This is a genomic window from Microlunatus phosphovorus NM-1, assembly GCF_000270245.1.
Lineage (GTDB): Bacteria > Actinomycetota > Actinomycetes > Propionibacteriales > Propionibacteriaceae > Microlunatus > Microlunatus phosphovorus.
On record NC_015635.1, the window covers coordinates 2,152,738 to 2,179,389 of the forward strand.

Consider the following 26,652-nt stretch of genomic DNA (forward strand, 5'->3'; position numbering starts at 1 on the left):
AGTCAGTCGCCGCGGCGCGGCGACAGCGGAACTCTAGCCGTCGCTTGACTCGCCCGCGAGGACCGCGGCGGCGATGCTGCGGCGGATCGGGAGCTGGGAGATCAGGACCGCCTGGTAGGCGTGGTATAGATCTGGTTTGCCGGCCCAGATGGTGCTGCTGGGCTGGTTCTGCGGGTCGAGCTGGTGATGCCAGGAGCCGTGGGTGTGGTCGATGAGATAGGTGGCGGTGTAGTCCCACCAGGCGTCGTACCAGGACTGGTAGCGGGTGTCACCGGTGGCCTGCCACAGGGTCGCGGCGGTGGCGATCGCCTCGGCGGCCACCCAGTGGAGGCGGTCGTCGATGACCGGCTGACCGCTCCAGTCGGTGGTGTAGGCGAATCCGGGATGCCCGGACCGGGCCCAGCCGTCGGCGACGGCCTGATCAGTCAGACTGATCGCGGCGCTGAGGTAGTGGTCGCGATGCTCGGCCGGTGCGGCCTGGACGAGCAGTCGGGCCCACTCGAAGGCGTGGCCGACGGTGGCGCCGTAGGGCCGGAACTGGTCGGCCGGCTGGTCGGCGTTGTATTCCAGCTCGGGCTGCCAATCACTGGTGTAGTGCTCGGGGATGCGCCACTGGTTGCCGGCGGCTTGCTCGATCACGAAGTCGCAGATGGCGCTCGCCCGTTCGGCCCAGCCCTGCTCACCGGTGGCATCGGCTGCGGCCAACAACGCCTCGACCATGTGCATGTTGGCATTGATGCCGCGGTAAGGCCGAACCGTGGCGAGATCCGCGCTGAGGCTGTCGGCGAACAGGGGGCCGCCGTGCTCGCCGAATCGGTCGACCGTGAGCTGCAGCGCTTCCTCGAGCAGTCGCGGCGCCACCGGATGGCCGGCCTGAGTGCCCGTGGCGGCGGCCAGGATGACGAAGGCATGACTGTACGTCTGCTTGTCGGGCTGGGGCTCGGGCTCTGGCGCGAGGTCGGCGGCGCTCACGGCGTCAGGCTGGCGGTCCAGCCAGCCGGTGTGGTGTTGGTCGCGGGCCGCGGTGTCCAGCGCGGTGAGGAGCCGGTCGGCCAGCAAAGCGCCACCGGGAATGCCGCGCATCGTGGCGAGGAAGTAGACATGCGCCATCCGGGCGGTGATGAAGGTGTGGGAGGGCTGGTTGAGGTCGGGGGCGCCATCATCGCCGAGCCAATGCGCCAGCCCACTCGGCTCGCGCACCACGCGACGGCCGAAGGTGAGGAGCTGGCGTTCCTGGGCAGCCAGCCAACCGAGGTGGGCGGCGCTGTGCGGCAGGGGAGTGGTGGCTGGCATGGTGGCAGAACCCTTCGCGACGTGGAGAGTGCTCAGTCCGAAACCATAGCCGGGTGCCGCGGAGTGCCCGGTCGTCGGAACGTACGCCTGCTGCAGGAGCTCGTCCTGAGGTGGCTGGCTTGGCTCATCGGGCCGGGTCGGACTAGACAAGCTGAATCAGGCCTGCGTGGGTGGGCCGGAAGCCGCAGGCACGGTAGAACGAGTCGAGGTGCGGCAGGTAGTCGACGTGGAGCCATTCGCAACCTGCCCCCTTGACCTGATCAGCGAGTCTGGACACAAGCTCGCTCCCGACACGCTGGCCGCGATGACGCGGGTCAACCACCGTGTCCAGCAGGAATGCGTGGAGACCGCCGTCCCAGCAAGCATGGACGAATCCGATCAGGTCGTCGGCGGCGAAGGCGCCCACCCAGGCCACACTGTGCCTTTGCAGACGGGATGCCCACGGCTGCACCGTGACAGGCGGTGGATCTGCAGGGTAGGCGAATGCCCTGGCGTGCAACTCGGAGAGGACCCGATCGTCGACGGAGAATCCGACTCGATATTCCAGCTGGCTCTGCACATTGCGATGGTGTCAGGTGCAGCCGGGTTTCGGCGTGCTGGCGCCGGCGTAGGCGCCCCGGTGGCGGGGTATGACGGCTCGGTCTCGCATCGAGAAGGAGCAGCAACAGGCGAAATCGCCGATTTGAGGTGTGTCTGCGCCTTCTCGGCGCAAGCTGCTCCTTTTCGAGGCGGTCCGTTCGGTGCCACCCTGGGCGACGATGCGCGGTGCCGCAACACCCCCGCGTACGCTTCGCGACGGCGGGCCAAGAACGACCGGGAGTCGAGTGGAAGGCCCGTACGTCTTGCGCCCGCGGGCCAAGAACGACCGGGAGTCGAGGGGAAGGTCGGTACGTTTTGCGCCCGCGGGCCAAGAACGACCGGGAGTCGAGGGGAAGGTCGGTACGTTTTGCGCCCGCGGGCCAAGAACGACCGGGAGTCGAGCGGAGGGTCGGTACGTTTTGCGCCCGCGGGCCAAGAACGACCGGGAGTCGAGCGGAGGGTCGGTACGTTTTGCGCCCGCGGGCATAGATGGTCGGCGGCTGGGCGTGATTTGGGCCCGTTTTGCGCCGCCGGGACACCCGGCTCGGACAAAAACCCTGCTCGGACAAAACCCGGCTCGGACAAACCAGGCTCGGACAAACCAAGGACAGACTGCCCGAAGGGGCAGATCCTCGCAGCGATCCGGAGCTTTCGACTCCGGGCGTGACTACGCTTGGGTGCCGTGGCCGGTGGCGTCCAGCGGGGAGTTGACGTGCCGGGGCCGGGCAACCGCGCAGCGCGTCCCAGCCGCCGTTCGTCCTCACGTCGCCCGCCGGTTGTCCTCGGCGACGACCGCGCCCCGCTGCAGGCAGCGACACTCCTCCAGGTGCAGCAGTCGGCTGGAAACCGGGCCGCGAGCATACTGGTGCACCGGGTTGCGGCAGGCACCGTGCAACGCGATCACTCCGATGCGACGTCCGGTGGCGCCACGACGAAGACCTCGGTGCCGGTGCCCAAGAGCGGCAACTGGAACGCCCAAGATCTGGTCATCGGGGCCATCCGGCGCAAGCCGATCGAGGGCCTGACCAGCGGCAACGTCCGCGGCGACGAGAAGCTGGGTGCGGAGTGGGGCGGCGAGGGCAAGGTCGACACGATCACCGCCGAGAAGGCCGCCGGCAAGGCGATCGTGCTGCTCCCCGAACCGCTCGGTGCCGGCATCAAGACCGTGGACGTGATGGTCTATCTGCACGGCTTCGGGATCGGCTACCGGCAACGCATCCACAGCCGCCAGAAGACGATCAAGGTGAAGGATCGCAAGAAGCTGGTCAACGAGGAGGGAATGGAGCAGGGGACGGTCCGCGACATCGAGGTCGACCACATGGAGGCGCAGCTGGAGGCGGTGAATGCTGCTGCGGCCAAGGCCAATGGCCGGCCCATGATCGCGGTGATGCCGCAGGGCACCTACACCCTGGGAAGGGACCGGCCGCAGTTCGGCGAGACCTTCCTCAGCGAGGCATACCTGAACGAGGTTTGGGGCATGATCCCGGCGCTGAAAAGTGTGGCTCGCGGCCGCGCCGTGTTGGCCGGGCACAGCGGCGCGGGGGGCACGCTGGCGCCGATGCTCGGCCGAGCGGTGGATGCCAAGGGTGAGCTGAAGGCGGCTGACGAGCAGGAGGCTGGTGGGCTGCCGAAGAACCTGGCCGAGGTCGTCTTGTTCGACGCGCTGAACTCGGAGGGGTTCTTCAGCGGTCAGCGGGATCAGGTGGAGCGGTGGCTGATCGCGCAGATCCGCAAGGACCTGCGCGAGCTGGCAAAGCCGACCACCGACCGCGACGCGTACCTGAAGACTCAGATGGTGCGGTTCCGTGGCTACTTCAGCCAGGGCTCAGCGTACGAGACGCGCTACAAGCACCTGAAGGAGAACGTCGCCGCCGCGCTGAAGGCCGAGATAGCGAAGGCCGAAGCGGGTCGCCGAGCCAGCAGGGGACGACCGGCCGTTGCCGGCTGGAAGCTGACCGCCGCTCAGAAGCAGGCGATGACCGACAACTACGTCAACAGCATCCAGGGCGTGGCGACCGGCCACGAGAAGATCATGGGTCAGGGCAAGGTGCAAGAAGCTTTGGGCGCGTTGCCCGTTCAACCACTCCGTACGCACGACGCCGGTACGCACGACGCCCGTACGCAGGACTCGCCAGCGCCGGCACCGGCGAAGATCAGCAGGCCGCAGCCGTCGGCCGCCATCCGGGAGGTACTGCAGCGGACGCCCGAGGTCGTGCAGCGAGATCCGACCCCTGATCCCGACCTCGCCCAGTGGACAGCGGACTGGAACGATTCTCAGTTCGCGGCAGCCCGTCGCTACTTCAACGAGACCAGCCGACCGTCCGGCACACCGGAGACCCGATACAAGATCTTGTGCCCGCTCTATCGGAATCATGGCATCGCCCGTCCCCTGGTGTATCTGAAGGACTCGATCAACGGCAGCACGTCGTTCTTCGGCGACACCACACCGGCGCACACCGGGATGCAGCCGATGCTCGCCGCGGCAGAGAAGACGCTGCGCGATCTGAAGGACGACAAGGGCAATCCGCGCTATCCCACGACACCGCTGAAGCAGCGACCGTGGGCGCTCACCGTCCGCACCACCAGTTCGAACAAGTGGAGCAACCACGCGGACGGCCGCGCGATCGACCTCGATCCGGGCACCAATCCGCACCTGGACAACGCGGAGCACCGGGCGATCATCAACGAGCTGACCGGGATGGACATCGAGGCACGCAACCCAGGCGCCGGGCTGCCGTTGCCACCTCTGTTTGCTCCGGACAGCTACGACTCGGTGAAGCTGATCAGCGATCTCTTTTCCGCGAACTACAACCAGGCCGGACTCACCAAGCGGTCCGGCGAGCTCACCGCCGATCGGGCTTCGCTGGTCGCCGAGCGCGACGCGATGAAGGTCACCCGAGCTGACCTTGTGAAGCGGGCCAAGGACGCAACGAAGGAGCGCGACGCCGCCCTCCGCCGCAAGGGGGCGACGGCCGCGGACAAGACCACGGCGCGGCAACAGGCCAAGACCGCCCTCGACGATATCGCCGCCCAGCAGGCCGCGTTGAAGCGACAGCTCGCCGCCAAGGAGAAGGAGGTGAAGGCGATGGGCAAGCGTGCCGATCGGATCGCTGCCGAACTGCGCAAATTCACCCGGGAGCAGAAGGCGTTCGACACGACCGTTGCCGCCGTCGGTGCTGCTCAGACGGCTGTTGTCACCGGTTCGACCGATCTCGTCACGCTCGCCGCTGCCAAGGCGGCCGCCGAGCAACTGTTGGCGCAGGCGCGGAAGGACAAGAAGCCCAAGGCCGAGATCGCCACCCTGCGCAAGGAGCTGGCCAAACAGATCGCGGCGGTCTCGAAGGCGAAGGCGGCCCTGCTCAAGCACCAGAAGTCACTGAAGACCAGCACCAAGAAGCGCGATGACTACACCCTGCGCAAGTACCAGCGGGAGGGCATCCTCAATCTGCCGAAGGATGTCGTCGAAGCCATGACCAAGGCAGGGTTCCGCTGGGGCGGCGACTGGGAGGTCCACAAGGACATGATGCATTTCGACATGCCCTGATTCGGTCCGTCCTCTGTCTGAGTTCGCGGGGTGACTGATCGGTTGCTGGAGCCGGCGACGGTCGAGCGCATCGAGGCGCCCACGTCCGGCACGCCTGGCGGATGTCGTGGTGGGCCGATCTGGCAGATCGGTCGTCGCACCCGGCGATGATCCTGCGTGAAGGATCCTGGGTGCCAGATCCCAGGGTGGCAGGCCCGGCGCGGTGTTCGCGGAGCTGGCACCTCCCGATGAGGCCGAGTCACAGGTCGATCACCGTGACATGCGGGTCACATCGCTGGTGGCTCGAGGATACTCGCTCGACGGCGACTGATTGTCGACCTGATGGGCGACCGAAGGTGCATCTGCCACCCCAGCACGTCGGATGCCAAACGTCTCGGCACAGGTCGCCCGGCATCACCGAAGAGCGCGAGTGCAAGAACGTCCCCGGGTGTGAAACGAGGACGGTACGCAATCCCGCCGAAGCCGGCCCCGGAGAACGCGACCGCGTGGCGGTGGGTCAGCTCGTATGGCGCGCCGCCCGCGATCTCTCGAGTAACGAAGCCTGCCGCGTCTGCATGATCCGTGTGGGCGATGTCGCTTGCTTCGACGTAGGACGTTGGGTCGATCATCGAGACGGTGGTGCCGGTCAGGGAAATGGGTGGCAGGAAATGGTGACGTCCCCAGACGCTGCCAAGTCGCTCGCGAACTGCCGTTTCGATGTCGTCGGCAAAGTAGCAGGTGCCCTTGGGATAGGGCAGGTCGAAGCGGCCCTCCACCGGCTTCGGCGGGCTGACCGAAGAAAACCACCAGCAACCGCGATCCGGCTGATCGGGGTAGTCAGCGGAGTGGGCGCGATACCACGGAGCTGTGCCGAGGCTGCCGAGTCGAGGAAACTCGGCAGCCAGTACAGCTGGGTCTTCCGGCTCGCCGAGCTGGATCTGATCGCGGTTCATGCGAGCATGCGTCTGACGTCGGCTTCGGCCAGCCGCCGTACGTGCTCGATATCCCCAGCGCCGGCGAGCCACTCGGCGCTCGACTTGTTGCTCAGCTCCTCTTGCGGCGTGGCGAGCCACACCGCCTTAGAGAAGCCATCGAGGGCAACGCGGTGCAGTTCCTGCAGGACTGCCGAGAGACCGACGAGCACCTTCATGTCCCGATCAAACTGCCAGACTGGATAGAGGATCGAGCCGTCGTCCGCTTCCACTCCCAGCAGGGTGTTCCGCTGAACACGGCCGGCCAGAGCTTGTCGGGTCACGCCGAGTCGCCTTCTGAGGCCGCTAGTGTCGTAGTAGGGTCCCAACATCTCGGTCGGATCGTCGTGATCCGGTAGCCGTTCGGTGATCGCCTGAAGTGCGGCCTCAGCCTCGGGCTGGGTCAGCGTGCCATCCTTGATGAGCGGCATCATGTGCTCCCGCACCCGCTGCGCCACCTCCGCAGGTGGCGGGCGGTGATTGATGTCGAAACGAGGTCTTGCGTGTTCAGTCGGCTCGATCTGCGACTTCGCAATGCGAACCAAGCTCCGGAAGGTGCGGTCCTGGTTCTGAGCGAGGTTGGCGAGCGAAGCCGGTTCGACCTTGATTCCAGACCTCGTCAATCCGAGCGTGAAGTCGGCGTACGAGATGTTCCAGCGACTCAGTCGGGCTTCGACGATCTTCCTCGGGCGGCGGATGTGCGTCGAGCTCACACCGTTGCCGCCAGCAAGTCGGCGGGTGGTCTTCGAACGCATGAGCCCGCGCACTCTCATTGCGGTCATGGATGCCCTCCCTCCGATCGAATGGCGTCAATGGCGTCAATGGTAGCGCGGCTCGCTTCTCAAACGGACCTCGCGCCTACTTCGACGTCAGCGACCACCAACCCCAACGGTGCCGTCGGTGACGTTCGATGAAAGTCTGTGATCATGACCGACACCATCCCAGCCACCATGCGAGCCAGTGTGCTCACCGGGCAGCGACAGCTTGCCACCTCCGAGGTGCCCACCCCGTCGTACGCCAGCGACGAGGTGCTGGTCGAAGTGGCTGCCGTGGGCGTGTGCGGGTCCGACACCCACTACTTCCGGCACGGACGGATCGGTGAGTTCGTCGTCGACGGCCCGCTGATCCTCGGTCACGAGTTGTCCGGCCGGATCGTTGCGGTCGGCGCCGACGTGCCTGAGTCGCGGATCGGGGAGCGGGTCGCGATCGAGCCGCAGAAGAACTGCCGGCGGTGCCGCGAGTGTCGGGCGGGCCGCTACAACCTGTGCCGGAACATGGAGTTCTTCGCGACCCCGCCGATCGACGGTGCGTTCGCCCGCTTCTGCGTCATCCGGACCGAGTTCGCGCATCCGATTCCGGACTCCCTCTCCGACGAGGCAGCGGCGTTGTTGGAGCCGCTGTCGGTGGCGATCACCACGATGCGCAAGGCCAGTATCGTGCCCGGCTCCAGCATCCTGATCGCGGGCGCGGGGCCGATCGGGATCATCTGTGCGCAGACGGCGCGGGCATTCGGGGCCGCGGAGATCATCGTCACCGATCTGGTCGCGGAGCGTCGCGAGCGGGCGCTGACGTACGGCGCCACCCGAGTGATCGATCCGCGGGAGGTCGATATCGCCAGCGCGGGGCTGGACGTCAACGCGTTCGTCGACGCCTCCGGTGCGCCGCGTGCGGTCTTCGACGGGATCAAGGCGGTCCGGCCGGCGGGTGTCGCGGTCCTGGTGGGACTCGGCTCCTCGGAGATGAACCTGCCGATCGAGCACATCCAGAATCTGGAGATCACGGTGACCGGGATCTTCCGCTACACCGACACCTGGCCGGCCGCCATCCATCTGGTCGCCAGCGGCCAGGTCGACCTCGATTCGTTGGTGACCGGCCGGTTCGATCTCGACCACGCCGCCGAGGCCCTGGAAGCCGACCTCGACCCCGACAGCCTCAAGGCGATCGTTTATCCGTGCCGATGATGTTGCGCTGAAGGATCTCTTGTCGCAACGCTTGCAACAAGAAATCAAGTCTGGTTCCTCGGCGAGTGCTGTCACCGATTCGCTAGCATCCGTGTTGCGCCCCGGTTACACGGTCGTTAAGGTCCGTCGTAGAGGTTGTGAGGGTATTGACGAGGCGACTCGATTGAGAGACTCTCGATCAACACCGTTGCATTCAACGCAACGTCTGACGACAGGACAGCCTGATTGTGACCGAACCGCTGAACTCAGATCCCAACACGATGCCGGCAGCGCCGACGGCGACGATCGCTCCACCCACCGCCCAGGATCGCCGCAAGGTCATCACCGCCAGCTTCATCGGGAACTTCGTCGAGTGGTTCGACTACGCCGCGTACGGCTACCTCGCCGCGACGATCTCCAAGGTGTTCTTCCCGGAGTCGGATCCGACCACCGCACTGCTGGCCACCTTCGCGGTGTTCGCCATCTCCTTCTTGATCCGGCCGCTCGGCGGGATCATCTGGGGCCGGATCGGCGACCGCGTCGGTCGCCGGACCGCGCTGTCCTGGTCGATCCTGATCATGTCCGGCGCCACCGTCTGCATCGCGCTGCTGCCGGGCTACGCGTCGATCGGGCTGTTCGCCCCGGTGCTGTTGCTGCTGGTCCGCGTCGTCCAGGGCTTCTCCGCCTCCGGTGAATACGCCGGTGCGTCGTCCTTCCTGGTCGAGTACGCGCCGCCGAACCGCCGGGGTCTCTACGCCTCGGTCGTCCCCGCCAGCACGGCCAGCGGCCTGTTGCTCGGCTCACTGCTGGCCGCGCTGCTGACCGGTGTCCTCTCCGACGCCCAGATGCACTCCTGGGGCTGGCGGCTGCCCTTCCTACTCGCCGCGCCAATGGGCCTGATCGGCCGCTACATCCGGGTCAAGCTCGAGGACACCCCGGTCTTCCGGGCGCTCGAGGACAAGGAGCTCCCGCCGGCCCCGCTGGGACAGCTGTTCAAGGAGAACCTGCGACCCCTGCTGATCGCCCTCGGTGCGGCCATCTTGAACGCCGTCGCGTTCTACGTGCTGCTCAGCTACATGCCCACGTACCTGTCCGAGGAACTGGGCTTCGGTGCCTCGGAGTCCTTCCTGGCGACCACGGTCGCGCTGGTCACCTACATCGGCTGCATCTTCTTCACCGGCATCGCCTCCGATCGATTCGGCCGCAAGCGGATGCTGATCACCGCCTCGGTGCTGTTCATCGTGCTGAGCGTGCCGTCCTTCCTGCTGCTCGACGGCGCCGGCTTCCTGCTCGTGGTGCTCATCCAGGTGGTGATGGGCGGCGTGCTCACCCTCAACGACGGCACCCTGCCGTCGTTCTTGTCCGAGCTGTTCCCGACCCGGGTCCGCTACACCGGCTTCGCCTTCAGCTTCAACTTGGCCAATGCGCTGTTCGGCGGCACCGCACCCTTCATCTGCACCCTGCTGATCGCCAAGACCGGCAGCCAGGTCGCGCCCGCGTGGTATCTGGTGGCCGCCGCTTTCGTCTCGCTCTGCGCGGTGCTGGCCTCCAGTGAGACCTTCCGCAAGCCGCTACGAGATTTCTGATCCACGCCTCTCTGACCAACCCTGCGAATCCAGCTCGCAGGGAGTCCACCACCCTGACCCGCAAAGCGCGGGTCCTCACCGAAGGAGCAACACACACGATGGACATGGGACGGTTCAAGACCTTCCACAACGGAGACAAGGCCGCCCAGACCTTCTCCGCCGGCGAGATGGGCCGCCGAATCGCGACCCTGCGCCAACTGATGAGGAGCACCGGCATCGATGCCGTGCTGTTCACCAGCTATCAGAACATCAACTACTACAGCGATTTCCTCTACACGGCGTTCGGCCGCCCCTACGGGCTGGTGATCACCGCCGACACCCACACGACGATCTCCGCAGGCATCGACGCCGGCCAGCCCTGGCGGCGCAGCTTCAGTGAGAACGTGGTTTACACCGACTGGCAGCGGGACAACTACGAGTTCACGGTGGCCAGCCTGCTTGCCGAGGCCGGGGTGACCACCGGTCGGCTGGGTGTCGAGGACGATCAGATCCCGGGCCTGCTTCGGGATCGGGTGGCCGGCGCGGTGCCCGGCCTGGAGCTGGTCGACATCTCGCAGGCCGTGATGCGACAGCGGATGATCAAGTCACCGGAGGAGATCGCGCTGATCCGCGAGGGCGCTCGGATCGCCGATCTGGGCGGTGAGGCCGTGGCGGCCGCGGTCACCGAGGGGATTCCCGAGTACGAGGTGGCGCTGGCCGGCACCCAGGCGATGGTGCGGGAGATCGCTCGGAGCTACCCGGCCGCGGAGCTGCGTGACACGTGGGTGTGGTTCCAGTCCGGGGTGAACACCGACGGTGCGCACAACTGGGCCACCAGCAGGAAGGTCCAGCAAGGCGACATCTTGTCGTTGAACTGCTTCCCGATGATCGCCGGCTACTACGTGGCGCTGGAGCGGACCCTGTTCTACGGCGAGCCGAGCCCTGAGGCGCTGCACTACTGGGACGTCAACGTCCGCGTACACGAGCGTGGTCTGCAACTGATCCGGCCCGGTGCCGTGTGCAGCGAGATCGCCGCCGAGCTGAACGAGATCTACGCAGCCGAGGGTCTGCTGTCCTATCGGACCTTCGGGTACGGGCACTCCTTCGGGGTGCTCTGCCACTACTACGGACGCGAGGCCGGGCTGGAGCTGCGCGAGGACATCCACACGGTGCTGGAGCCTGGGATGGTCGTCTCGATGGAGCCCATGATCACCATCCCGGAGGGGATGCCCGGTGCCGGCGGCTATCGCGAGCACGACATTCTGGTGGTCGGCACCGACGGGGCGGAGAACATCACGAAGTTCCCGTTCGGTGCCGAGCACAACATCCTCGGTCGCTGAGCCGGTCGGGTCGGCAAGGTCACAAAGTGGCCTGAGACTGACGTCCGGCGCGGATCCCTGGGTGAGACCCTGGGTACGCGCCGGACGATCTGATCAGGAGAACGACCATTTCCGCCAGCACCGACAGCGACAACACCGACGGCCCCGACCTCGACGGCCCTGATACCGACAGCAGGGCCCCCGACGGCCGGGCCGGGACCTCAGTGCTGTTGAACGGCCTGAAAGTGTTGGAGACGTTCACGATCGAGGAGCCGCTGCTCGGCGTGACCGAGATCGCGGGCCGCGTCGGCATGCACAAGTCCAGCGTCTCCCGCATCCTGGCACTGCTCGAGCAGGGGCACTACGTCGAGCGGGACAGCAGCAGCGGACGCTTCCAACTCGGCCTCGGGGTGATCGGTCTCGCGGGCCCACTGCTGGCCGATTTGGACGTACGCCGGGCCGCTCATCCCGCGTTGGAGAGGCTCAGCCGTTGCACCGGCGAGACGTCGGCGCTCATGGTGTGGAACGGTCTGGGCGCGGTCGTCGTCGAGCAGGTGGCCAGCACACACAACGTCAAGCACACGGCCGCGATCGGCACCCGCTACGAGTCGCCGGCCAACGCGTCGGTGCAGGTGTTCCTCGCCGCTCAGCCGGCGGCCGAGCGGCGGGCCCTGTTCGACCGTCTGATGCTCGCGTCCGGTGCATCAGACCCGGACGCGTGGAAGAGCTATCGAGCAGCGATCGAGGACGTGCACGGCAAGGGTTTCGCCATCAATGATGGGCGGACGTCGGCCGAGGAGGTCGGTATCGCCGCACCGATCCACGACCACCGGGGCGAGACCGTCGGTGTGGTCCTGTTGTCGGCTCCTCGGTTCCGGGTCCAGCAGCAGCTGCTCGACCCGCTGGCCCGCAATGTGGTCGACTCCGCCCGTGAGATCGACGAGCGACTCGGCTATCGGCGGAGCGGTCAGCGCGGCCACTGACCTAGTTGGGGTGTCACTGGCTCAATCGTGGAATCCACAGGATCCGCCGACCATCGGCAGGTTGCAGCCGGGCACGGGGCAGCGGGGGATCGCCGCCTCGACGGCACGCTGCCGCTCCTCCTCGGTTCGCCGAGGGCTCGTCCGCGGAGTCGTCGCACGCTCTGCCTGGCGCCGCGGAGAGGCGGCCGGCGAGTCTGCCGAACGCCGACCCCGCGATGGCACCTGACGAGCCGCCGGTGCGGGTGCGTACCGACGAAGTGCGCGGACCATCAGCGCCGTCACTGAGCTCAGCCGGGAGGAATCCAACCGCCCGTATCGGCAGTGCACGACCCAGGTGGCTTCGCTCTCCTTCTCCAGGCCGATCGCGGAGTCGGCGCGGTAGGCGCGTTCCGCGTCCGGTGGCGTCAAGGCGATCCGGACCCGGGCATCGGAGACATAGACCGCGGCCGGCTGACCCCGGACGGCGAGCACGACCTGGTCACCGACCATGGCTTCGACCAACGGTGCACCCTCACGTGTGACGACGTCGACGGCTCGCCGGATCGCCTCACGAACGTCGCTGGGCACGGCCCACTGCTGCAGCTGCTCCTCCAGCAGGGTCAATTGCGCCACGGGGGCTCCTTCATGATCGTCGGACGGCTGCCATGAACTGTACCGATGCGGTCTGTCACCGGCTTGCCGCCCAGGCTCGTTCCGGAGCGCCCGACGATCCATTGAGACTTCACCCGGTCAGGATGATGACCGCCGACCTCCCGTGGCGCAGCCTGGCTTTGACGAAGGTGCTGGCTCCCGGCGAAAGGGAGACCCCGACGAAGGGAGAAGAAGGTGGGATTGCTGGGACGACGTGGCGGAGCCGAGGGTTCGGGCCGGCCATTGGCCGCGGCCGTGGCGACGGGTGCGGTGGTGGGTGCCGCGGGAGCCAGATCCGCTTCCGCACATCGGGCAGTGGCCGGCGGATCGCGCTATCAGATGCGGCAGCGGATGTTCTCGATCGGGAACGACTTCTTCATCACCGATGCGCAGGGGCAGACCGCCTTCAAGGTGGACGGCAAGCTGCTGCGCGTCCGCTCGACGCTGTTCTTCGAGGACGCCGGCGGCAACCAGCTCTACAAGATCCAGGAACGGATGCTGCGGGTGCGCGACTCGATGACGATCGAGCGGCCCGACGGGTCCGCGGCCGCCAAGGTGCACAACGCCCTGATCACGCCGTTGCGGGATCGCTGGACGATCGACATACCGGGCGGGGCGGGCATGTCCACCAAGGGCAACATCGTCAACCACGAATATCGGATCGAACAGGGCGGCGCCGTCGTGGCGACCGTATCCAAGCGGTGGTTCCGGATCCGGGATACGTACGGAGTGGAGACGGCACCCGGCCAGGACGACGCGTTGCTGCTGGCGATCACCGTGGTGATCGACATGATGGCGCACGAGGGGCGGTGAGGGCGGCCATGCAGTTCAGTGATGTCGGACCGTTGCAGGTCCTGGTGGTCGGCTTCGACGCCGACGCCCGCTTCGACGGCCTCATCCTGGAGGAGTTGGAGCGGCTGATCACCCGCGGCACCATCCGGGTGATCGATCTTCGTTTCGTCACCTGCGTCGATGACGGGACGGTTGTCGAGATCGAGCTCGACGCGCTGAGCGAGGACGAACGGGCCGGGTTCGGACAGGTGATCGATGCGTTGCGCGGACTCGCCGGCCAGCCTGGTGGTGCGGTCGACGGGGGTACGGCGGGGCTTGGACCGGCTCAGCTCGAAGCGCTCATCGCCGAGCTGCAGCCCGGGCAGTCGCTCGGCATCCTGCTGTTCGAGCACACCTGGGCGACGGAGCTGAAGGCGGCCATCCGCGGCGTGGGTGGTCGGATGATCGCCCAGGGACTGCTGACACCGGAAGCAGCGGTGATGATCGGAGCGGAGGTGGCGGCGATCGCCGAGGCAGAGGCGACGATCGAACTCGCTGCAGCGGTCTCGGGTGCGGCGATGCTCGACGCGGCGGCCGTGGTGGCCGCCGCCGAGGACGTCAAGGCGGCGGCTGCGGTGGACGCGATCAGAGCCTTGATCGCGGCAGAGATCGTCGCCGACACCGCGGCCACCATGGCGCTGGAATCGCTGGTCGAGGCCGAGTTGATCAGCCAGGCGGCGTACGCGGCTGCGGCTGCGGAGGTGCTGGCCGTGGCGGAGGAGACCGATCGGGCATTGGATGCCCTGGCTGCTGGGCAGGGATCCCCGGAATCCTGATCGGCGCCGACGACAAGGTGATGGCTCATCCCCGACATCGGGGGATGAGCCATCACCTTGTTGAGGATCTCTGCCGGCCGGGCTGTGGCACCATGCAGCGGTGACACTGATCGCTGCCGCCGACGGATCCGCACTCGGCAACCCTGGCCCGGCAGGATGGGGCTGGTACGTCGACGCCGACCGCTGGGCCTGCGGCGGCTGGCCGCACGGCACCAACAACATGGGTGAGCTGACCGCGGTGCTGGATCTGCTGCAGCAGACCGCCGACCTGGACGATGAGCTGCTGGTCTACTGCGACTCGACGTACGTGATCAATTCGATCACCAAGTGGATGCCCGGCTGGAAGCGCAAGAACTGGCGCAAGGGCGATGGCAAGCCGGTCCAGAACGTCGAGATCATGAAGGCGCTCGACGCCGCCATGCAAGGGCGCCGGGTGCGTTTCGAATGGGTCAAGGGTCACGCCGGGCACGAGCTCAACGAGGAGGCCGACCGGCTGGCCAACGGTGCCGCCGTCGCGTACAGCCAGGGGAAGCGGCCCGACCCGGGACCAGGTATCGGAGCGGCCGCAGCCGGGGCGGACCCGCATGCGGCATACACGCCGACGGCGGCACCGGAACTGGAGGCGGATCTCTTCTCTCTGCTGACCGAGGATGTCGGCCCGAGTGACGAGGAGCGGGTGGTCGCCCTCGAACGGGACCTGCTGACCGATGAGGTGCGGTCCGATCCTGCTGCCGTTGCGGCCCTGTTGCACCCGGACTGGGCCGAGATCGGACGATCCGGCCGGCTGTGGTCGCGGGACGAGATGCTTGCGGCGATCGGCCCGCTCGCCGAGCAGATCACCCTCGACGTGATCACAGTGACGCGTGTCGCCCAGGATGTGATCCTGCTCGTCTGGCGAGCCAGCACCGATCGGCGGACCACGCTGCGCAGCACCCTGTGGGTGCGTCACGGTGGGGACTGGCAGGCACGCTTCCACCAGGGCACCGACGAGGACTGACCCCGCTTGCGCTGCGGGTGAGTAGGGAGTTGAGAAGGACCAAGGCGGGACCGTGGCTGGCGGCGAACGATGATGTTGGAAATTGACCTGCCTGATGGCATGGACAACGGGTGCCGTTCGGGGTGAGTGTGGAGTCACATCCTCGGCAAGTCACTAGGTCACGGGGGGTTCTGATGCGGCGAATCGCGGCGATGATGGTGGCGGCGGCGCTCCTGTTGGCGACAGCGGGAGTGGGGGCGAGTGAGGCATCGCCCACCGTGGACAAACGACAGCAGACGGAGGCCGGATATCAACCGCCGCCGATCACGTGGCGCGCCTGCGACGACGAACGGTTCACCCAGTGGGGGATGGCCTGCGGCACCTTGACGGTCCCGCTGGACTACAGCAAACCTCGTGGCGCCAAGATCCGGCTCGCCGTGTCCAAGCTGCCCCATCGCTCATCGGCGAAGGACTATCAGGGCATCATGCTGGTAAACCCGGGTGGGCCGGGCGGCTCGGGTCTCAGCCTCGCCGTGCTGGGCATCGGCAGCATCATCCCCGGCAACGGCGACGACGATTACGACTGGATCGGGTTCGATCCGCGGGGCGTGGGAGACAGCGAGCCCGCGCTGAGCTGCGACAGCGGCTACTTCGGCTACAACCGACCCAACTATGTGCCGACGACGGGCAAGATCGAACGTGCGTGGCTGACCAAGTCGGCCCGTTATGCGGCGGACTGTCGGCGCAGCGAAGCGCGCCGCCTGCTGGGGCATATGACGACGCGGGACACCGTCGCCGACATGGACAGCCTTCGGCGGGCGCTCGGCCAGAAGCAGATCAACTTCTACGGATTCTCGTACGGGACCTATCTCGCTCAGACCTACGCGTCATTGCACCCCAACCAGGTGCGTCGGTTCGTGATGGACGGTAACGTCGACCCGCGGGGCGTTTGGTACGAGGACAATCTGGGCCAGAATCATGCGTTCGAGACGACGATCAACGTCTGGTTCGGCTGGCTGGCCAAGCACAACGACGTGTTCGGTCTGGGCGACAACGCCGACGTCGTCGCTGCCGGTTACTACCGGCAGTTGGCGGAGTTGGACAAGTCACCGGCACTGGGCGTCATCGGGCCGTCCGAGCTCAATGACGTGCTGGTCGGCGCCGGCTATTACGTCTACGACTGGGTCGGTCTCGGCGAGGCGTACGCAGCGCTTGTGAACGAGAATGACCCGACGCTGATCAAGGCGTACTACGACGATGCCAACCCGCAGACCGAGGGCAGCGACAACGGATACGCGGTGTACCTGGGCGTTCAGTGCACCGACGCGGCATGGCCGCAACGGTGGTCGCAGTTCCGGCTGGACAGCTGGCGGTCGTTCGCCACCGCCCCGTTCCTGACGTGGAACAACACCTGGTTCAACGCGCCGTGTCTGAGCTGGCCGGCCAAGTCGGGCAAGCCGATCAAGGTCGATGGTCGGAAGGTGTCGAGCAAGATCCTGCTGATCAGTGAGACCCTCGATCCAGCCACCCCGTACGCCGGCAGCCTGGAGGTCCGGCGGCTCTTCCCGTCGGCTTCGCTGATCGAAGGGGTGGGCGGCACGACCCATTCGGGTTCGCTGAGCGGCGTCGAGTGCACCGACAACGCGATCGGCGCCTACCTCGAGGACGGGACGGTGCCGACCCGCCGCCCGGGGAACCGCTCCGACCTGCAGTGCCCGCCGGTGCCGCAGCCCGATCCGACGGCCGATGCGCGGGTGCGGCAACAGACCCCTGACCGCGATCAGCAGATCCGGGATCTGCTGCGCAAGACCTTGGAGGACGCCCAGCGTTGACCACTCAGGCCTAAAGTCACGTATCCAGAATTTCACACACGAATCTCTTGACCGGCGCTGTAGGCGCTCCTAGTGTCGGGCTCACCGACCCCCCGGTGAGAAGGAGTGTGTGATGGCGCGCATCTTGGACACGGCTCGAGACCGCGGTCCTGTCGAGGAAGACAGCACAGCACCGTTGGAGCCGATGCCGTTGGGCTTGGACATCGAGGCGCGCCGGGCAGAGATCGACGAGCGAAAGCTCGGTCTGGACCGGCTGGCCAAGCTGCGCGCCGAGTTGGCGAAGTTCGACTACGCCGCCGCTCTGCTGTCGGATCCGATCAATATCAGGTACGCGACGGGCTCGCGGAACATGGCGGTCTGGACGATGCACGCCCCCGGGCGGTATGTCTTCGTCCCGGTCGATGGACCGGTGGTGCTCTTCGAGTACGGCACGCCGGTGCAGATGGAGGCGCAGGGCGTCTTCAACCTGGCGACGGTCGACGAGGTACGCCCAGCGAGGCCCTGGTTCTTCTTCGACTCCGGTCCTCGGGTCGCGGAGAAGGTGCAGTGGTGGGCCACCGAGGTCATCTCCTTGATGCGCCAGCACAGCGGTGGCAACAACCGGCTCGCCGTGGACCGCTGCGAACCCTGGGGCGCGCAGTTGCTCATCGATGCCGGGTTCCGGCTGTTCGACGCCCAGGCACCGATGGAGCTGGGGCGTGCCGTCAAGACGTCCGAGGAGCTGAAGTGCCTGCAGCTCTCGGTGGATGTCGCCGACATCGGCATCAGCCGGATGCGTCGGGCGCTGCGGCCGGGGATCACCGAGAACCAGCTGTACGCGATCCTGCACGAGACCAACGTCGCGCACGACGGGGAGTGGGTCGAGTGCAAGCTGCTCACCTCCGGGGAGCGGACCAACCCGTGGTTCCAGGAGTGCAGCAACCGCGTCATCCAACCCGGCGACATCGTGGCGTTTGACACCGACATGGTGGGTCCGTACGGGTATCTCGCCGACCTGTCCCGAAGCTGGGTGTGTCCCGGCCGCAAGCCCACCGCGGAGCAGCGTCGGCTCTACGAGATCGCCCAGGAGCAGGTGCTGTTCAACATGGACCTGCTCAAGCCCGGACTGTCCTTCCAGGAGTTCGCCGACCGTTGCTGGCACATCCCGGAGGAGTTCATTCCCAACCGCTACGCCATGACGCTCCACGGTTCGGGGATGGTCGATGAGTATCCGAACCTCGCTCACGTCGTCGACTGGGAGGCGAAGGGCTACGACGGCATCTTCGAGGAGAACATGGTGCTGAGCGTCGAGAGCTACATCGGCGAGGTGGGCGGCAAGGAAGGCGTCAAGCTCGAGCAGCAGGTGCGGATCACCGCGACCGGCGCCGAGTTGATGTCCTCCGAGCCCTTCGTCGACGCCCTGGAGATCTAACTTCGATCGAGCGACACAACCGCCACTCCGCAAGGGTCTGAACCCTCGCGGAGTGGCGGCAGGTCGTCAGTTTCCGACGGCAGCTTGGGCAACCAGACCGAGGTGGTCGCGTCCGCCGCCGAAGTGGTTGGCCAGACGCTTGATGTACCAGCTGACGAAATCGTTGACGTCGTCCTCGATCGTCGCGTACGGCCCGGGCACGTAGGCCGGATCGGTTGCGCCGCGTTGCGCCAACTCCACGAAACGGCGGTCCTCGGTGTTGGTCGCCTCCCACACCTCGGTGAGGGTCGGGATGTCATAGTCGACACCCTCGACGGCATCGGGGTGGACGAGCCAGGTGGTGCGCACGATCGTCTTGTCCGGCGCCACCGGGAGTGCCCGGAACACCACCGCGTGGTCGCTGCAGAAGTGGAACCACGAGTTGGGCTGGTAGTGCAACGACATGTCACCGAAAGCCGGGTCGACGATGTCGCCGATCAGCTTCTTGCAGATCTGCTTGCCGTCCCAGCCGAAGGAGGCGCCGTCGCCGTCGAGTGGGAAGTGGGTGATCCTGAACCCGGTGGCCCGGTTGTCGAGCTCGCGGTAGGTCCGCTGTGGGATGCCGGCTGCGGCCCCAGTGATCGCGAGGCGATCCAAAGCCTTCAGATACCGCTCGTACAGCTGCTGCTGCCGCGGGGGCACCTCGGTCACGTCGGACTGCAGGAACGGGAAGTAGGCGCTGGTCAGCTCGGGGTGGCCGGCATCGCAGTGCAGGCACTCCCGGTTGTTCTCCATGACCAGCTTCCAGTTGCCCTCTTCCACCAGGTCGGTCTGGTGGGCAACCTTCAGCCCGCCCAGCTGGAACGGGGTCAGGTACGGCTCGATCTTGCTGGCGACCTCGTCGAAGTCGGCCGGTGGGTCATCGGACAGGCAGACGAAGATCAGGCCGGCCACCGTGCGTACGTTGATTCGCTTGAGCCCGAACTGCGAACGGTTGAATCCCTCCTGCGTGGCTTCGGCGTGGATCAGCGAACCGTCGGTTCGGTAGGTCCACTGGTGGTAGGGGCAGACCAGGTTGCCGACCGAGCCGCAGGCATCCTCGATGATCCGTGAGCCACGATGCCGACATACGTTGTGCAGCGCGTACACCGACTCGTCGTCGTCCCGAACGATGATCACCGAGGTGGCGCCGATCTCTATCGTCACGTAGTCACCGGGATCGGGGATCTCGGCCTCCGCAGCACAGAAGAGCCAGTGCTTGCGGAAGATGGCATCAAGGTCGAGGTCGTAGACGTCCGGGTGGGTGTAGAAGGGCGCCTCGAGGCTGAAGCCGGGTTCGCGACGAGCGACCAGCTCCTCGATGTCGATGGACGGGACGGCGGGTCTGGGCTGACGGCTCATGTCGTGGCGTCTCCTACGTTCGGTGCTGCTGAGGTCGCTTCTCACCGCTGACTCTCGGATGCGGTGAGAGTCTCACTCACGGTGATCGGCGCTGGGGGTCAGGATGTTCCATCTCGCAGAACACCCGCTCAAGACTAGAGCGTAGAAGCCTCGCCGCGGGCCGTCAATAGAGGCTCGACTAAGAATCTCCCTGGGCCAAGTCGGCCCAGTCTGTTTCAGAGTATGAAACAAGGACAGGGCATTGAGAGTTGATTTCGACCGTCCTCGCCTGTGCCGAAGCAACCCAAAGTCGCCACTCGATCTCGTGCCCTTCACTGAAAGGCGAGAATCTGCTGCTTCACGCGAAGCAACCAGAAGTCGCCACTCGCGATGCCGTGGCCGACCACACTCCACCATCGAGTGGCGAGTATCGGCTGCAGGAGCCACGAATGGCCAGGGCAGATCGTGGTCGTGTTGGTCGTCTTTGGCCCGTGGGCGCAAGACGTAGGGGCTTTCCGTCTGATCCGCGGTCGTGTGTGGCCCGGGGGCGCGAATCGTACGTCGGGCACGCCCAGCTGCCGATCGTCTTGGGCCCGGGGGCGCAAGACGTACGGGGCCTTCCGTCTGATCCGCGGTCGTGTGTGGCCCGCGGGCGCGAATCGTACGTCGGGCACGCCTGACTGCCGATCGTCTTTGGCCCGGGGGCGCAAGACGTGCCCCCGTTCCGCTCCAGCATGGGGCCGCGAGTCCTCGCCCGCATCGAAGCAGCCACAAATCGCCACTCGATCTGCTGCCCGCCATCGAACGCCGAGGATTGACTGCTTCAGTTGCTGATATGAACCCGCCCCGACCGTCCCGCCAACGGTGGCCTCACACCAGTCAGGACCCTGGTCGAGGCTGATATATCGCTCTTTCCGCTTGGCTCGCCGATTAGCGGATGCGATCCGAGATCTGCTCTGCCGCTCGAATGAGACGGGCCGCGATGCCGGGGATCATCGGCGGCACCAGCCGGAACGACGGTCCCGACACCGAGATGGCCGCAACCAGATGGCCGTCGGCGACTCGGATCGGCGCGGCGACGGCGGTCAGCCCAGGCTCCTGCTCCTCCCAGGTGGTCGCATACCCGCGACTCAACACCAGCGCGAGGTCGGCCTTCAGAGCAGCGGCGTCGACGAGTGTGTAGCCGGTGAGGCGCGGCAGCCCGCCATCGATGTAGGACTGGAGTTCCGGAGCCGGGAGGTCGGCCAGGAACACCTTGCCGCACGAGCTGGCATGCAGTGGGTCGCGCCGGCCCACCTCGCTGAGGGTCGTGAGGCTCGACGGCCCGATCACCTGGTCGATGCTGACGACGTCTCGGCCGTCTCGGATCGCGATGTAGACGGACTCGCCGACCTCCTGGGCGAGCGCCACGCAGATGTCGCGGCCGATCAGTGCCAGGTCGTGTCGTTTGTGGGCTCCCTCGGCGAGCCGCACGATGCCGTCTGCCAAAGAGTATCGACCCCGATTCGAGTCCTGCTCGACCAGGCCGCGCGCCTCCATCGTGGCCAACAGGCGAAACACTGTCGACTTGTGCAGCGACACCTCAGCGGCGATCTCCGTGACACCCGCTGAGCCGCGTCGTGCCAGAACCTCCAGGATGGAGATCGCTCGGTCAAGCGACCGGACAGGTTGCACCCCGTTGTCTTGTTCTTCCCCTTCGGGCGGGGTCACGGGATCTGCTCTTCGGGCGGGGTCACGGCTCACACCCTAAATGCCGTCTTGCGCCGCCGGGCCACGGATGATCGCGTGCCTCGCGGGAACCGGGTACGTCTGACGCCCGTGGGCCGCGAACGATCGTGTGCCTTGCAGGAACTGCGTACGTCTGACGCCCACGGGCCACGAACGATCGTGTGCCCGGCAGGAACTGCGTACGTCTGACGCCCGCGGGCCGCGAACGGTCGCGTGCCCGGCAGGAACTGCGTACGTCTGACGCCCGCGGGCCACGAACGGTCGCGTGCCCGGCAGGAACTGCGTACGTCTGACGCCCGCGGGCCACGAACGGTCGCGTGCCCCGCAGGAACTGCGTACGTCGGACGCCCACGGGCCACGAACGATCGTGTGCGGACTCCCCGGCCCGAACGCTCGGCACTGACGCAGGACCGATTCACTCAGCGATCAGCCGGCGGACTCCTCCGGCCGGTCGGCGACGGCCAGGGCGGCGGCGTCGGCGACATAGCCGGGGACATGCCGCTCGTCGGGACCGTTGTATTCCGACAAGGGCCGGATCAGCGCATTGGCGGACTGCTGCTCGATGATGTGGGCGGTCCAGCCGGTGATCCTCGACGCGACGAACAAGGGCGTGAAGGTGAGCACGTCGAAGCCGATCAGGTTGTAGGCCGGGCCGGAGGGGTAGTCCAGGTTGGGATAGATCCCCTTCCGGGAGACGAACTCGCGCTCGAGCGTCTCGTACAGCTCGGCGACATCCGGCCGGTCGTAGTGTGCGATGAGCATGTCGAGTGCGGCCTTCATGGTCGGTACGCGCGAATCGCCCCGCTTGTAGACGCGGTGTCCGAAGCCCATGATCTTGCGCTTCTGGCCCAGGGCCTCGTCCAGCCACGGCACCACGTTGGCGGCGTCGCCGATCTCGTTCAGGATGTGCAGCACGGCCTCGTTGGCACCGCCGTGCAGCGGACCCTTGAGCGCGCCGATCGCGGCCACGACCGCCGAATACAGGTCGCTCAACGTGGACGTGACGACCCGGGCGGTGAAGGTCGACGCATTGAAGGAGTGCTCGGCATAGAGGATCATCGACCGGTTCACCGCATCGACGACCACCGGATCCGGCTCCTCGCCGAAGGTGAGCCACAGCAGGTTGGCCGAATAGTCGAGATCGTCGCGCGGCTCGACCGGATCGAGACCACGGCGGCGGCGCTGCCCGTACGCGACGATCGCCGGCAGCGCGGCGAACAACCGGACCGAACGCTCGAGGTTCTCGGCCGGGGTGCCGACGGCGTCGAGCACGTTGGTGATGCCGGCGGTCTCGGTCGCGCCGATCACGCTCACCGCGGTACGGATCTCGTCCATCGGATGCGCGCCGGTGGGCAGCAGATCGATCGCCGCCTTCACCTCCGGGGCCAACCCCCGATGAGCGCGCTCGGTGGCGCGCAGTGCGGCGAGCTCGTCGTCGGTCGGCAGGCCGCCGTGCCACAGCAGATAGGCGACCGCCTCGAACGGCTGGGTCGCGGCAAGCTCCTGCACCGGATAGCCGCGATACAGCAGCGAGTTCGTCTCGGGGTTGACCTTCGAGATCGCGGTGTAGTCGACGTAGACCCCGGCGAGGCCCTTCTTGATGTCGGTCATCGATGACTCTCCTAGTGCTTGCTTGCTCAGTGCTCGAGGTGGAAGTTGAAGACGGATGCGTCGAAGTGGTTGTAGCTCGCGTAGTCGATCAGGTCGTACAGCTCGGCGCGGTGCTGCATCTCGCCGAGCCGGCTGGTCAGGTGCCCCTCGACGAGGAGCGTATCGAGGGCCCGATCGGCCGCTCCCATGGCCATCCGCAGCAGCGACACCGGCCAGATCACGATGTTGATCCCGACGTCGCGCAGCTGGTCGACCGAGAACAGCTCGGATTTCCCGAACTCGGTCATGTTGGCCAGGATCGGTACGTCGACCGCCGCCCGCATGGCCGCGAACTCCTCGAGCGAGGCCATCGCCTCCGGGAAGATCGCATCGGCGCCGGCATCGACGAGCACCTTGGCCCGGTCGATCGCGGACGGAAGCCCGTCGACAGCCCGGATGTCGGTTCGCGCCATGATCAGGAAGTTGGGGTCTCGACGGGCGTCGACCGCGGCCCGGATTCGCTTGATCGCCGTGTCGGTGTCGACCACGGCCTTCCCGTCGAGATGTCCGCAGCGCTTGGGGTTGATCTGATCCTCGATGTGGGTGCCGCCGAGCCCAGCGTCCTCGAGGGTCTGGATCGTACGCGCGACGTTCATCGGCTCGCCGAAACCGGTGTCGGCGTCGATGATGGCGGGCAGCTCGGTCGCCCGCGCGATCTGCTGGCCACGGCCAGCCACCTCGGTGAGGGTGGTGAGCCCGATGTCGGGCAGACCGAGATCGGCACTCAGCACGGCGCCGGAGATGTAGACCCCGTCGAAACCCTTGCGCTCGATCAGCTTGGCGCTCAGCGGGTTGAACGCGCCCGGGAACCGGAGCAGCTCACCTGATCTGAGCTGCTCGCGGAACAGCAGGCGCTTCTCCGCTGGGGAGGTGCGTGCGTACAGCATCAGAACAGGCCGGTCGGGCTGGGGGCCGACGCGAGCAGCCCCGGTTTGGCGACGATGCTGAGGGCTTGCACCTCCACGGGAGTGAGCTCCGGCAGTCGCTCGGCCAGCGCCAGGAAGCGCTCGATCTCCGCCGGCGCAAGAGCCGGCTCGGCGAGCAGCCGGAACTTTCGCACATAGTCCGGCCGGGCGAACGGCCGGGCACCCAGCGGATGCGCATCGGCAATGGCGATCTCCTCGACGACCGTCGATCCGTCCGTCAGGGTGATCTCGACCCGGCCGCCGAACGCCTTCTCGTCGGGATCCTCCGAGTGATAGCGGCGAGTCCACTCCGGATCCTCGGCAGTGGTGATCTTGTGCCAGAGCGCAACCGTGTCGGGTCGGCCGGCCCGTTCGGGAGCGTAGGAGTCGACGTGGTGCCAGCCGCCGTCCTGTAGGGCCACGGTGAAGATGTAGGCGATCGAGTGGTCGAGGGTCTCCCGCGATGCGGTCGGGTCGTACTTCTGCGGATCGCCGGCACCCGAGCCGATCACATAGTGCGTGTGGTGCGAGGTGTGCAGCACGATCGCGGCGATATTCGCCGGATCACGCAGTTCCGGGCGCTCGTTGCCGAGGCGCCGGGCGAGGTCGATCCAGGCCTGCGCCTGATATTCGGCCGAATGCTCCTTGGTATAGGTGTCCAGGATGCCGCGCTTCGGCTCACCCGGCGCGGGAAGAGGCACCTCGTACGAGCCCTCGGGTCCGTCGAGCAGCCAGGCGATCACGCCGTCCTCGCCCTCATAGATCGGGTTGGGCGAGGTTTCGCCGCGCAGTGCCCGATCGACGGCTTCGATCGCCAGTTTGCCGGCGAATGCAGGGGCGTACGCCTTCCACGACGAGATCGCCCCCTTGCGCGACTGGCGGGTTGCGGTGGTGGTGTGCAGCGCCTGGCCGATGGCCTGGTAGATCACCGCTGTATCGAGACCGAGCAGGGTGCCGATGCCGGCCGCGGCCGACGGGCCGAGGTGTGCGACGTGATCGATCTTGTGCCTGTGCAGGCTGATCGCGCGCACCAGGTCGACCTGGATTTCGTACCCGGTGGCGAGACCGCGCAGCAGTGCCGCACCGTCGGCGCCGACGTGCTGGGCGACTGCCAGGATCGGCGGGATGTTGTCGCCGGGATGGGAATACTCGGCAGCGAGGAAGGTGTCGTGATAGTCCAGCTCGCGTACGGCGACTCCGTGCGCCCAGGCTGCCCACTCAGGGCTGGTACGCCGGTCGGTGCCGACGATCGCGGCGCCGGCACCGTTGACCGACACGGGATGCGACAGCGCCTGGGCACGCGCGGCACTCGGTGGCGTCCGGGTGAGCGACGCCGCAGCGACCGCAGCGTTGTCGATCACCCGATTGATGATCATGTCGGTGACGTCGGGCTGCACCTCGACCGGATCGGTCGCCACCTCGGCGATCTTCCAGGCCAGCTGCTCCTCCCGGGGCAGATCCTCATTGCTGCGGTAGGTGCGTACGCGGTGGCGTGCGCTCGGTACGTTGCTGGTCGGAGTGCTCATTGATTCCTTCGTATTCATTGACTCTGTATTCATTGACTCAGTTCTCGGTGACTCAAGTTCTCGGTGACTCTGTTCTCATTGACTCAGGTGCTCGGGTGACTCAGGTGCTCGGGTGACTCGATCAGGAGGCCCAGGCCGATGCGTTGCCCGGCGGGGGATCGGCTAGCGCGGCGTCGCGGATGCCCCGCAGTGCATTGCTCAGATGGACATGGGTCGCATGGGCGGCCAGCTCACCGTCACCGTCGATGATGGCGCGCACGATGGCGAGGTGCTCGGCAGCGGCCAACGTCAGGCGCGCCTCCGAGCGGCGGGCGAGTCGGCGAGCCCGGGCGACGTGCGAGCGAAGGCTCCGCAGACTCGCCACCAGATAGGAGTTTCCGACGGCCTCGTCGATGGCCAGATCGAATCGCGCCACCAGGTCGTAGTAGCCGTGATGCGCATCGTCGTCGGAGGCGAGCAGGTCGGTGATCCGGGAAAGCGCCAGCTCCAGTTCGCTGAAGGCTGCCGGATTGCGCCGGGCGGCGGCCAATCGGGCCGCATGAGTCTCCAGGGCGGTGCGCAGCTCATAGAGCAGCACGACGTCGTCGATCGAGACCGGAGTGACTACCAGGCCGCGGCCTGCCTGTGGGCCGACCAAGCCGTCGGCGACCAGGCGTGCCATCGCCTCCCGAAGCGGTGTCCGGGAGACACCCAATCGGGCAGCCTGCTCGACCTCACCGAGCACGGTCCCCGGTGGCAGGTCCCAGTCGAGGATCTCGGCCTTGAGCGTCGCGTAGGCGCGGTCACTCGCGCGTTCGACTGCCACGTCTCTCCGTCCATGCTCGGTCCGGTCTGCACTCTGGCGCTCGGGTCCTT

At 66.8% G+C, this 26,652-nt stretch carries 21 protein-coding genes; 10 read left to right on the forward strand and 11 right to left on the reverse strand.

The genetic code is table 11. The features are described from left to right. Positions 1-33 precede the first annotated feature (33 nt). A complete protein-coding gene (locus MLP_RS09755; RefSeq protein WP_013862902.1) occupies positions 34-1,293 on the reverse strand; it encodes an AGE family epimerase/isomerase in 1,260 nt (419 codons plus the stop codon). 142 nt (positions 1,294-1,435) lie between these two features. Beyond that, entirely contained in the window at positions 1,436-1,852 is a 417-nt protein-coding gene (locus MLP_RS09760) for a GNAT family N-acetyltransferase (RefSeq protein WP_013862903.1), read from the reverse strand. An 846-nt stretch (positions 1,853-2,698) separates the two neighbouring features. On the opposite strand from MLP_RS09760, the gene MLP_RS09765 reads away from it, so the two are divergent. Continuing rightward, positions 2,699-5,416: a M15 family metallopeptidase gene (locus MLP_RS09765; RefSeq protein WP_041789934.1), complete on the forward strand. Its 2,718-nt coding sequence runs from the start codon at positions 2,699-2,701 to the stop codon at positions 5,414-5,416. A 266-nt stretch (positions 5,417-5,682) separates the two neighbouring features. Here MLP_RS09765 and MLP_RS09770 read toward each other — a convergent pair whose 3' ends face one another. Beyond that, positions 5,683-6,348: an RES family NAD+ phosphorylase gene (locus MLP_RS09770; protein ID WP_013862906.1), complete on the reverse strand. Its 666-nt coding sequence runs from the start codon at positions 6,346-6,348 to the stop codon at positions 5,683-5,685. Next, complete coding sequence (locus MLP_RS26260; protein WP_156821103.1) at positions 6,345-6,911, reverse strand: hypothetical protein; 567 nt, start codon at positions 6,909-6,911, stop codon at positions 6,345-6,347. Before MLP_RS26260 ends, MLP_RS09770 begins: the two co-directional genes overlap by 4 nt. 381 nt (positions 6,912-7,292) lie before the next feature. On the opposite strand from MLP_RS26260, the gene MLP_RS09780 reads away from it, so the two are divergent. The 4 genes from MLP_RS09780 to MLP_RS09795 all read left to right on the forward strand — a co-directional run bounded on the left by MLP_RS09780 (position 7,293) and on the right by MLP_RS09795 (position 12,173). Beyond that, complete coding sequence (locus tag MLP_RS09780) at positions 7,293-8,327, forward strand: NAD(P)-dependent alcohol dehydrogenase (RefSeq protein WP_041791874.1); 1,035 nt, start codon at positions 7,293-7,295, stop codon at positions 8,325-8,327. Positions 8,328-8,587: 260 nt separating this feature from the next. Next, a complete protein-coding gene (locus tag MLP_RS09785; protein WP_049804736.1) occupies positions 8,588-9,892 on the forward strand; it encodes an MFS transporter in 1,305 nt (434 codons plus the stop codon). Between the two features lie 98 nt (positions 9,893-9,990). Next, positions 9,991-11,211: an aminopeptidase P family protein gene (locus tag MLP_RS09790; RefSeq protein ID WP_013862910.1), complete on the forward strand. Its 1,221-nt coding sequence runs from the start codon at positions 9,991-9,993 to the stop codon at positions 11,209-11,211. Between the two features lie 203 nt (positions 11,212-11,414). After that, a complete protein-coding gene (locus tag MLP_RS09795) occupies positions 11,415-12,173 on the forward strand; it encodes an IclR family transcriptional regulator (RefSeq protein WP_013862911.1) in 759 nt (252 codons plus the stop codon). Between the two features lie 21 nt (positions 12,174-12,194). Here the strand turns inward: MLP_RS09795 and MLP_RS09800 are convergent, their stop codons facing one another. Then, positions 12,195-12,785, reverse strand: a complete 591-nt coding sequence (locus MLP_RS09800; protein WP_013862912.1) for a hypothetical protein — start codon at positions 12,783-12,785, stop codon at positions 12,195-12,197. Between the two features lie 213 nt (positions 12,786-12,998). Here MLP_RS09800 and MLP_RS09805 point away from each other — a divergent pair, with 213 nt between their 5' ends. The 5 genes from MLP_RS09805 (at position 12,999) to MLP_RS09825 (ending at position 18,629) form a co-directional block, all read left to right on the forward strand. Then, positions 12,999-13,616, forward strand: a complete 618-nt coding sequence (locus tag MLP_RS09805) for an LURP-one-related/scramblase family protein (protein WP_197536534.1) — start codon at positions 12,999-13,001, stop codon at positions 13,614-13,616. A gap of 8 nt (positions 13,617-13,624) precedes the next feature. Continuing rightward, positions 13,625-14,410 (forward strand): hypothetical protein, encoded by a 786-nt coding sequence (locus tag MLP_RS09810; protein WP_013862915.1) that lies wholly within the window; start codon positions 13,625-13,627, stop codon positions 14,408-14,410. A 100-nt stretch (positions 14,411-14,510) separates the two neighbouring features. Continuing rightward, entirely contained in the window at positions 14,511-15,407 is an 897-nt protein-coding gene (locus MLP_RS09815; RefSeq protein WP_013862916.1) for a ribonuclease HI family protein, read from the forward strand. 173 nt (positions 15,408-15,580) lie between these two features. Next, complete coding sequence (locus MLP_RS09820; RefSeq protein WP_013862917.1) at positions 15,581-17,218, forward strand: alpha/beta hydrolase; 1,638 nt, start codon at positions 15,581-15,583, stop codon at positions 17,216-17,218. 112 nt (positions 17,219-17,330) lie between these two features. Continuing rightward, the gene (locus tag MLP_RS09825) at positions 17,331-18,629 is read left to right on the forward strand and encodes a M24 family metallopeptidase (protein WP_156821104.1); all 1,299 of its coding nucleotides are present in this window, start codon (positions 17,331-17,333) and stop codon (positions 18,627-18,629) included. A 66-nt stretch (positions 18,630-18,695) separates the two neighbouring features. Here MLP_RS09825 and MLP_RS09830 read toward each other — a convergent pair whose 3' ends face one another. The 6 genes from MLP_RS09830 to MLP_RS09855 all read right to left on the reverse strand — a co-directional run bounded on the left by MLP_RS09830 (position 18,696) and on the right by MLP_RS09855 (position 26,602). Next, positions 18,696-20,009, reverse strand: a complete 1,314-nt coding sequence (locus tag MLP_RS09830; RefSeq protein ID WP_013862919.1) for an aromatic ring-hydroxylating oxygenase subunit alpha — start codon at positions 20,007-20,009, stop codon at positions 18,696-18,698. Between the two features lie 909 nt (positions 20,010-20,918). After that, positions 20,919-21,698 (reverse strand): IclR family transcriptional regulator, encoded by a 780-nt coding sequence (locus MLP_RS09835; protein WP_231851446.1) that lies wholly within the window; start codon positions 21,696-21,698, stop codon positions 20,919-20,921. Between the two features lie 444 nt (positions 21,699-22,142). Further along, positions 22,143-23,327 (reverse strand): bifunctional 2-methylcitrate synthase/citrate synthase, encoded by a 1,185-nt coding sequence (locus tag MLP_RS09840; protein WP_013862921.1) that lies wholly within the window; start codon positions 23,325-23,327, stop codon positions 22,143-22,145. 26 nt (positions 23,328-23,353) lie between these two features. Beyond that, a complete protein-coding gene (gene prpB / locus MLP_RS09845; RefSeq protein WP_013862922.1) occupies positions 23,354-24,253 on the reverse strand; it encodes a methylisocitrate lyase in 900 nt (299 codons plus the stop codon). After that, entirely contained in the window at positions 24,253-25,797 is a 1,545-nt protein-coding gene (locus MLP_RS09850; protein ID WP_013862923.1) for an MmgE/PrpD family protein, read from the reverse strand. Before MLP_RS09850 ends, prpB begins: the two co-directional genes overlap by 1 nt. 121 nt (positions 25,798-25,918) lie before the next feature. Continuing rightward, positions 25,919-26,602, reverse strand: coding sequence for a GntR family transcriptional regulator (locus tag MLP_RS09855; RefSeq protein WP_013862924.1), 684 nt, complete (start codon positions 26,600-26,602; stop codon positions 25,919-25,921). Positions 26,603-26,652: the final 50 nt, after the last annotated feature.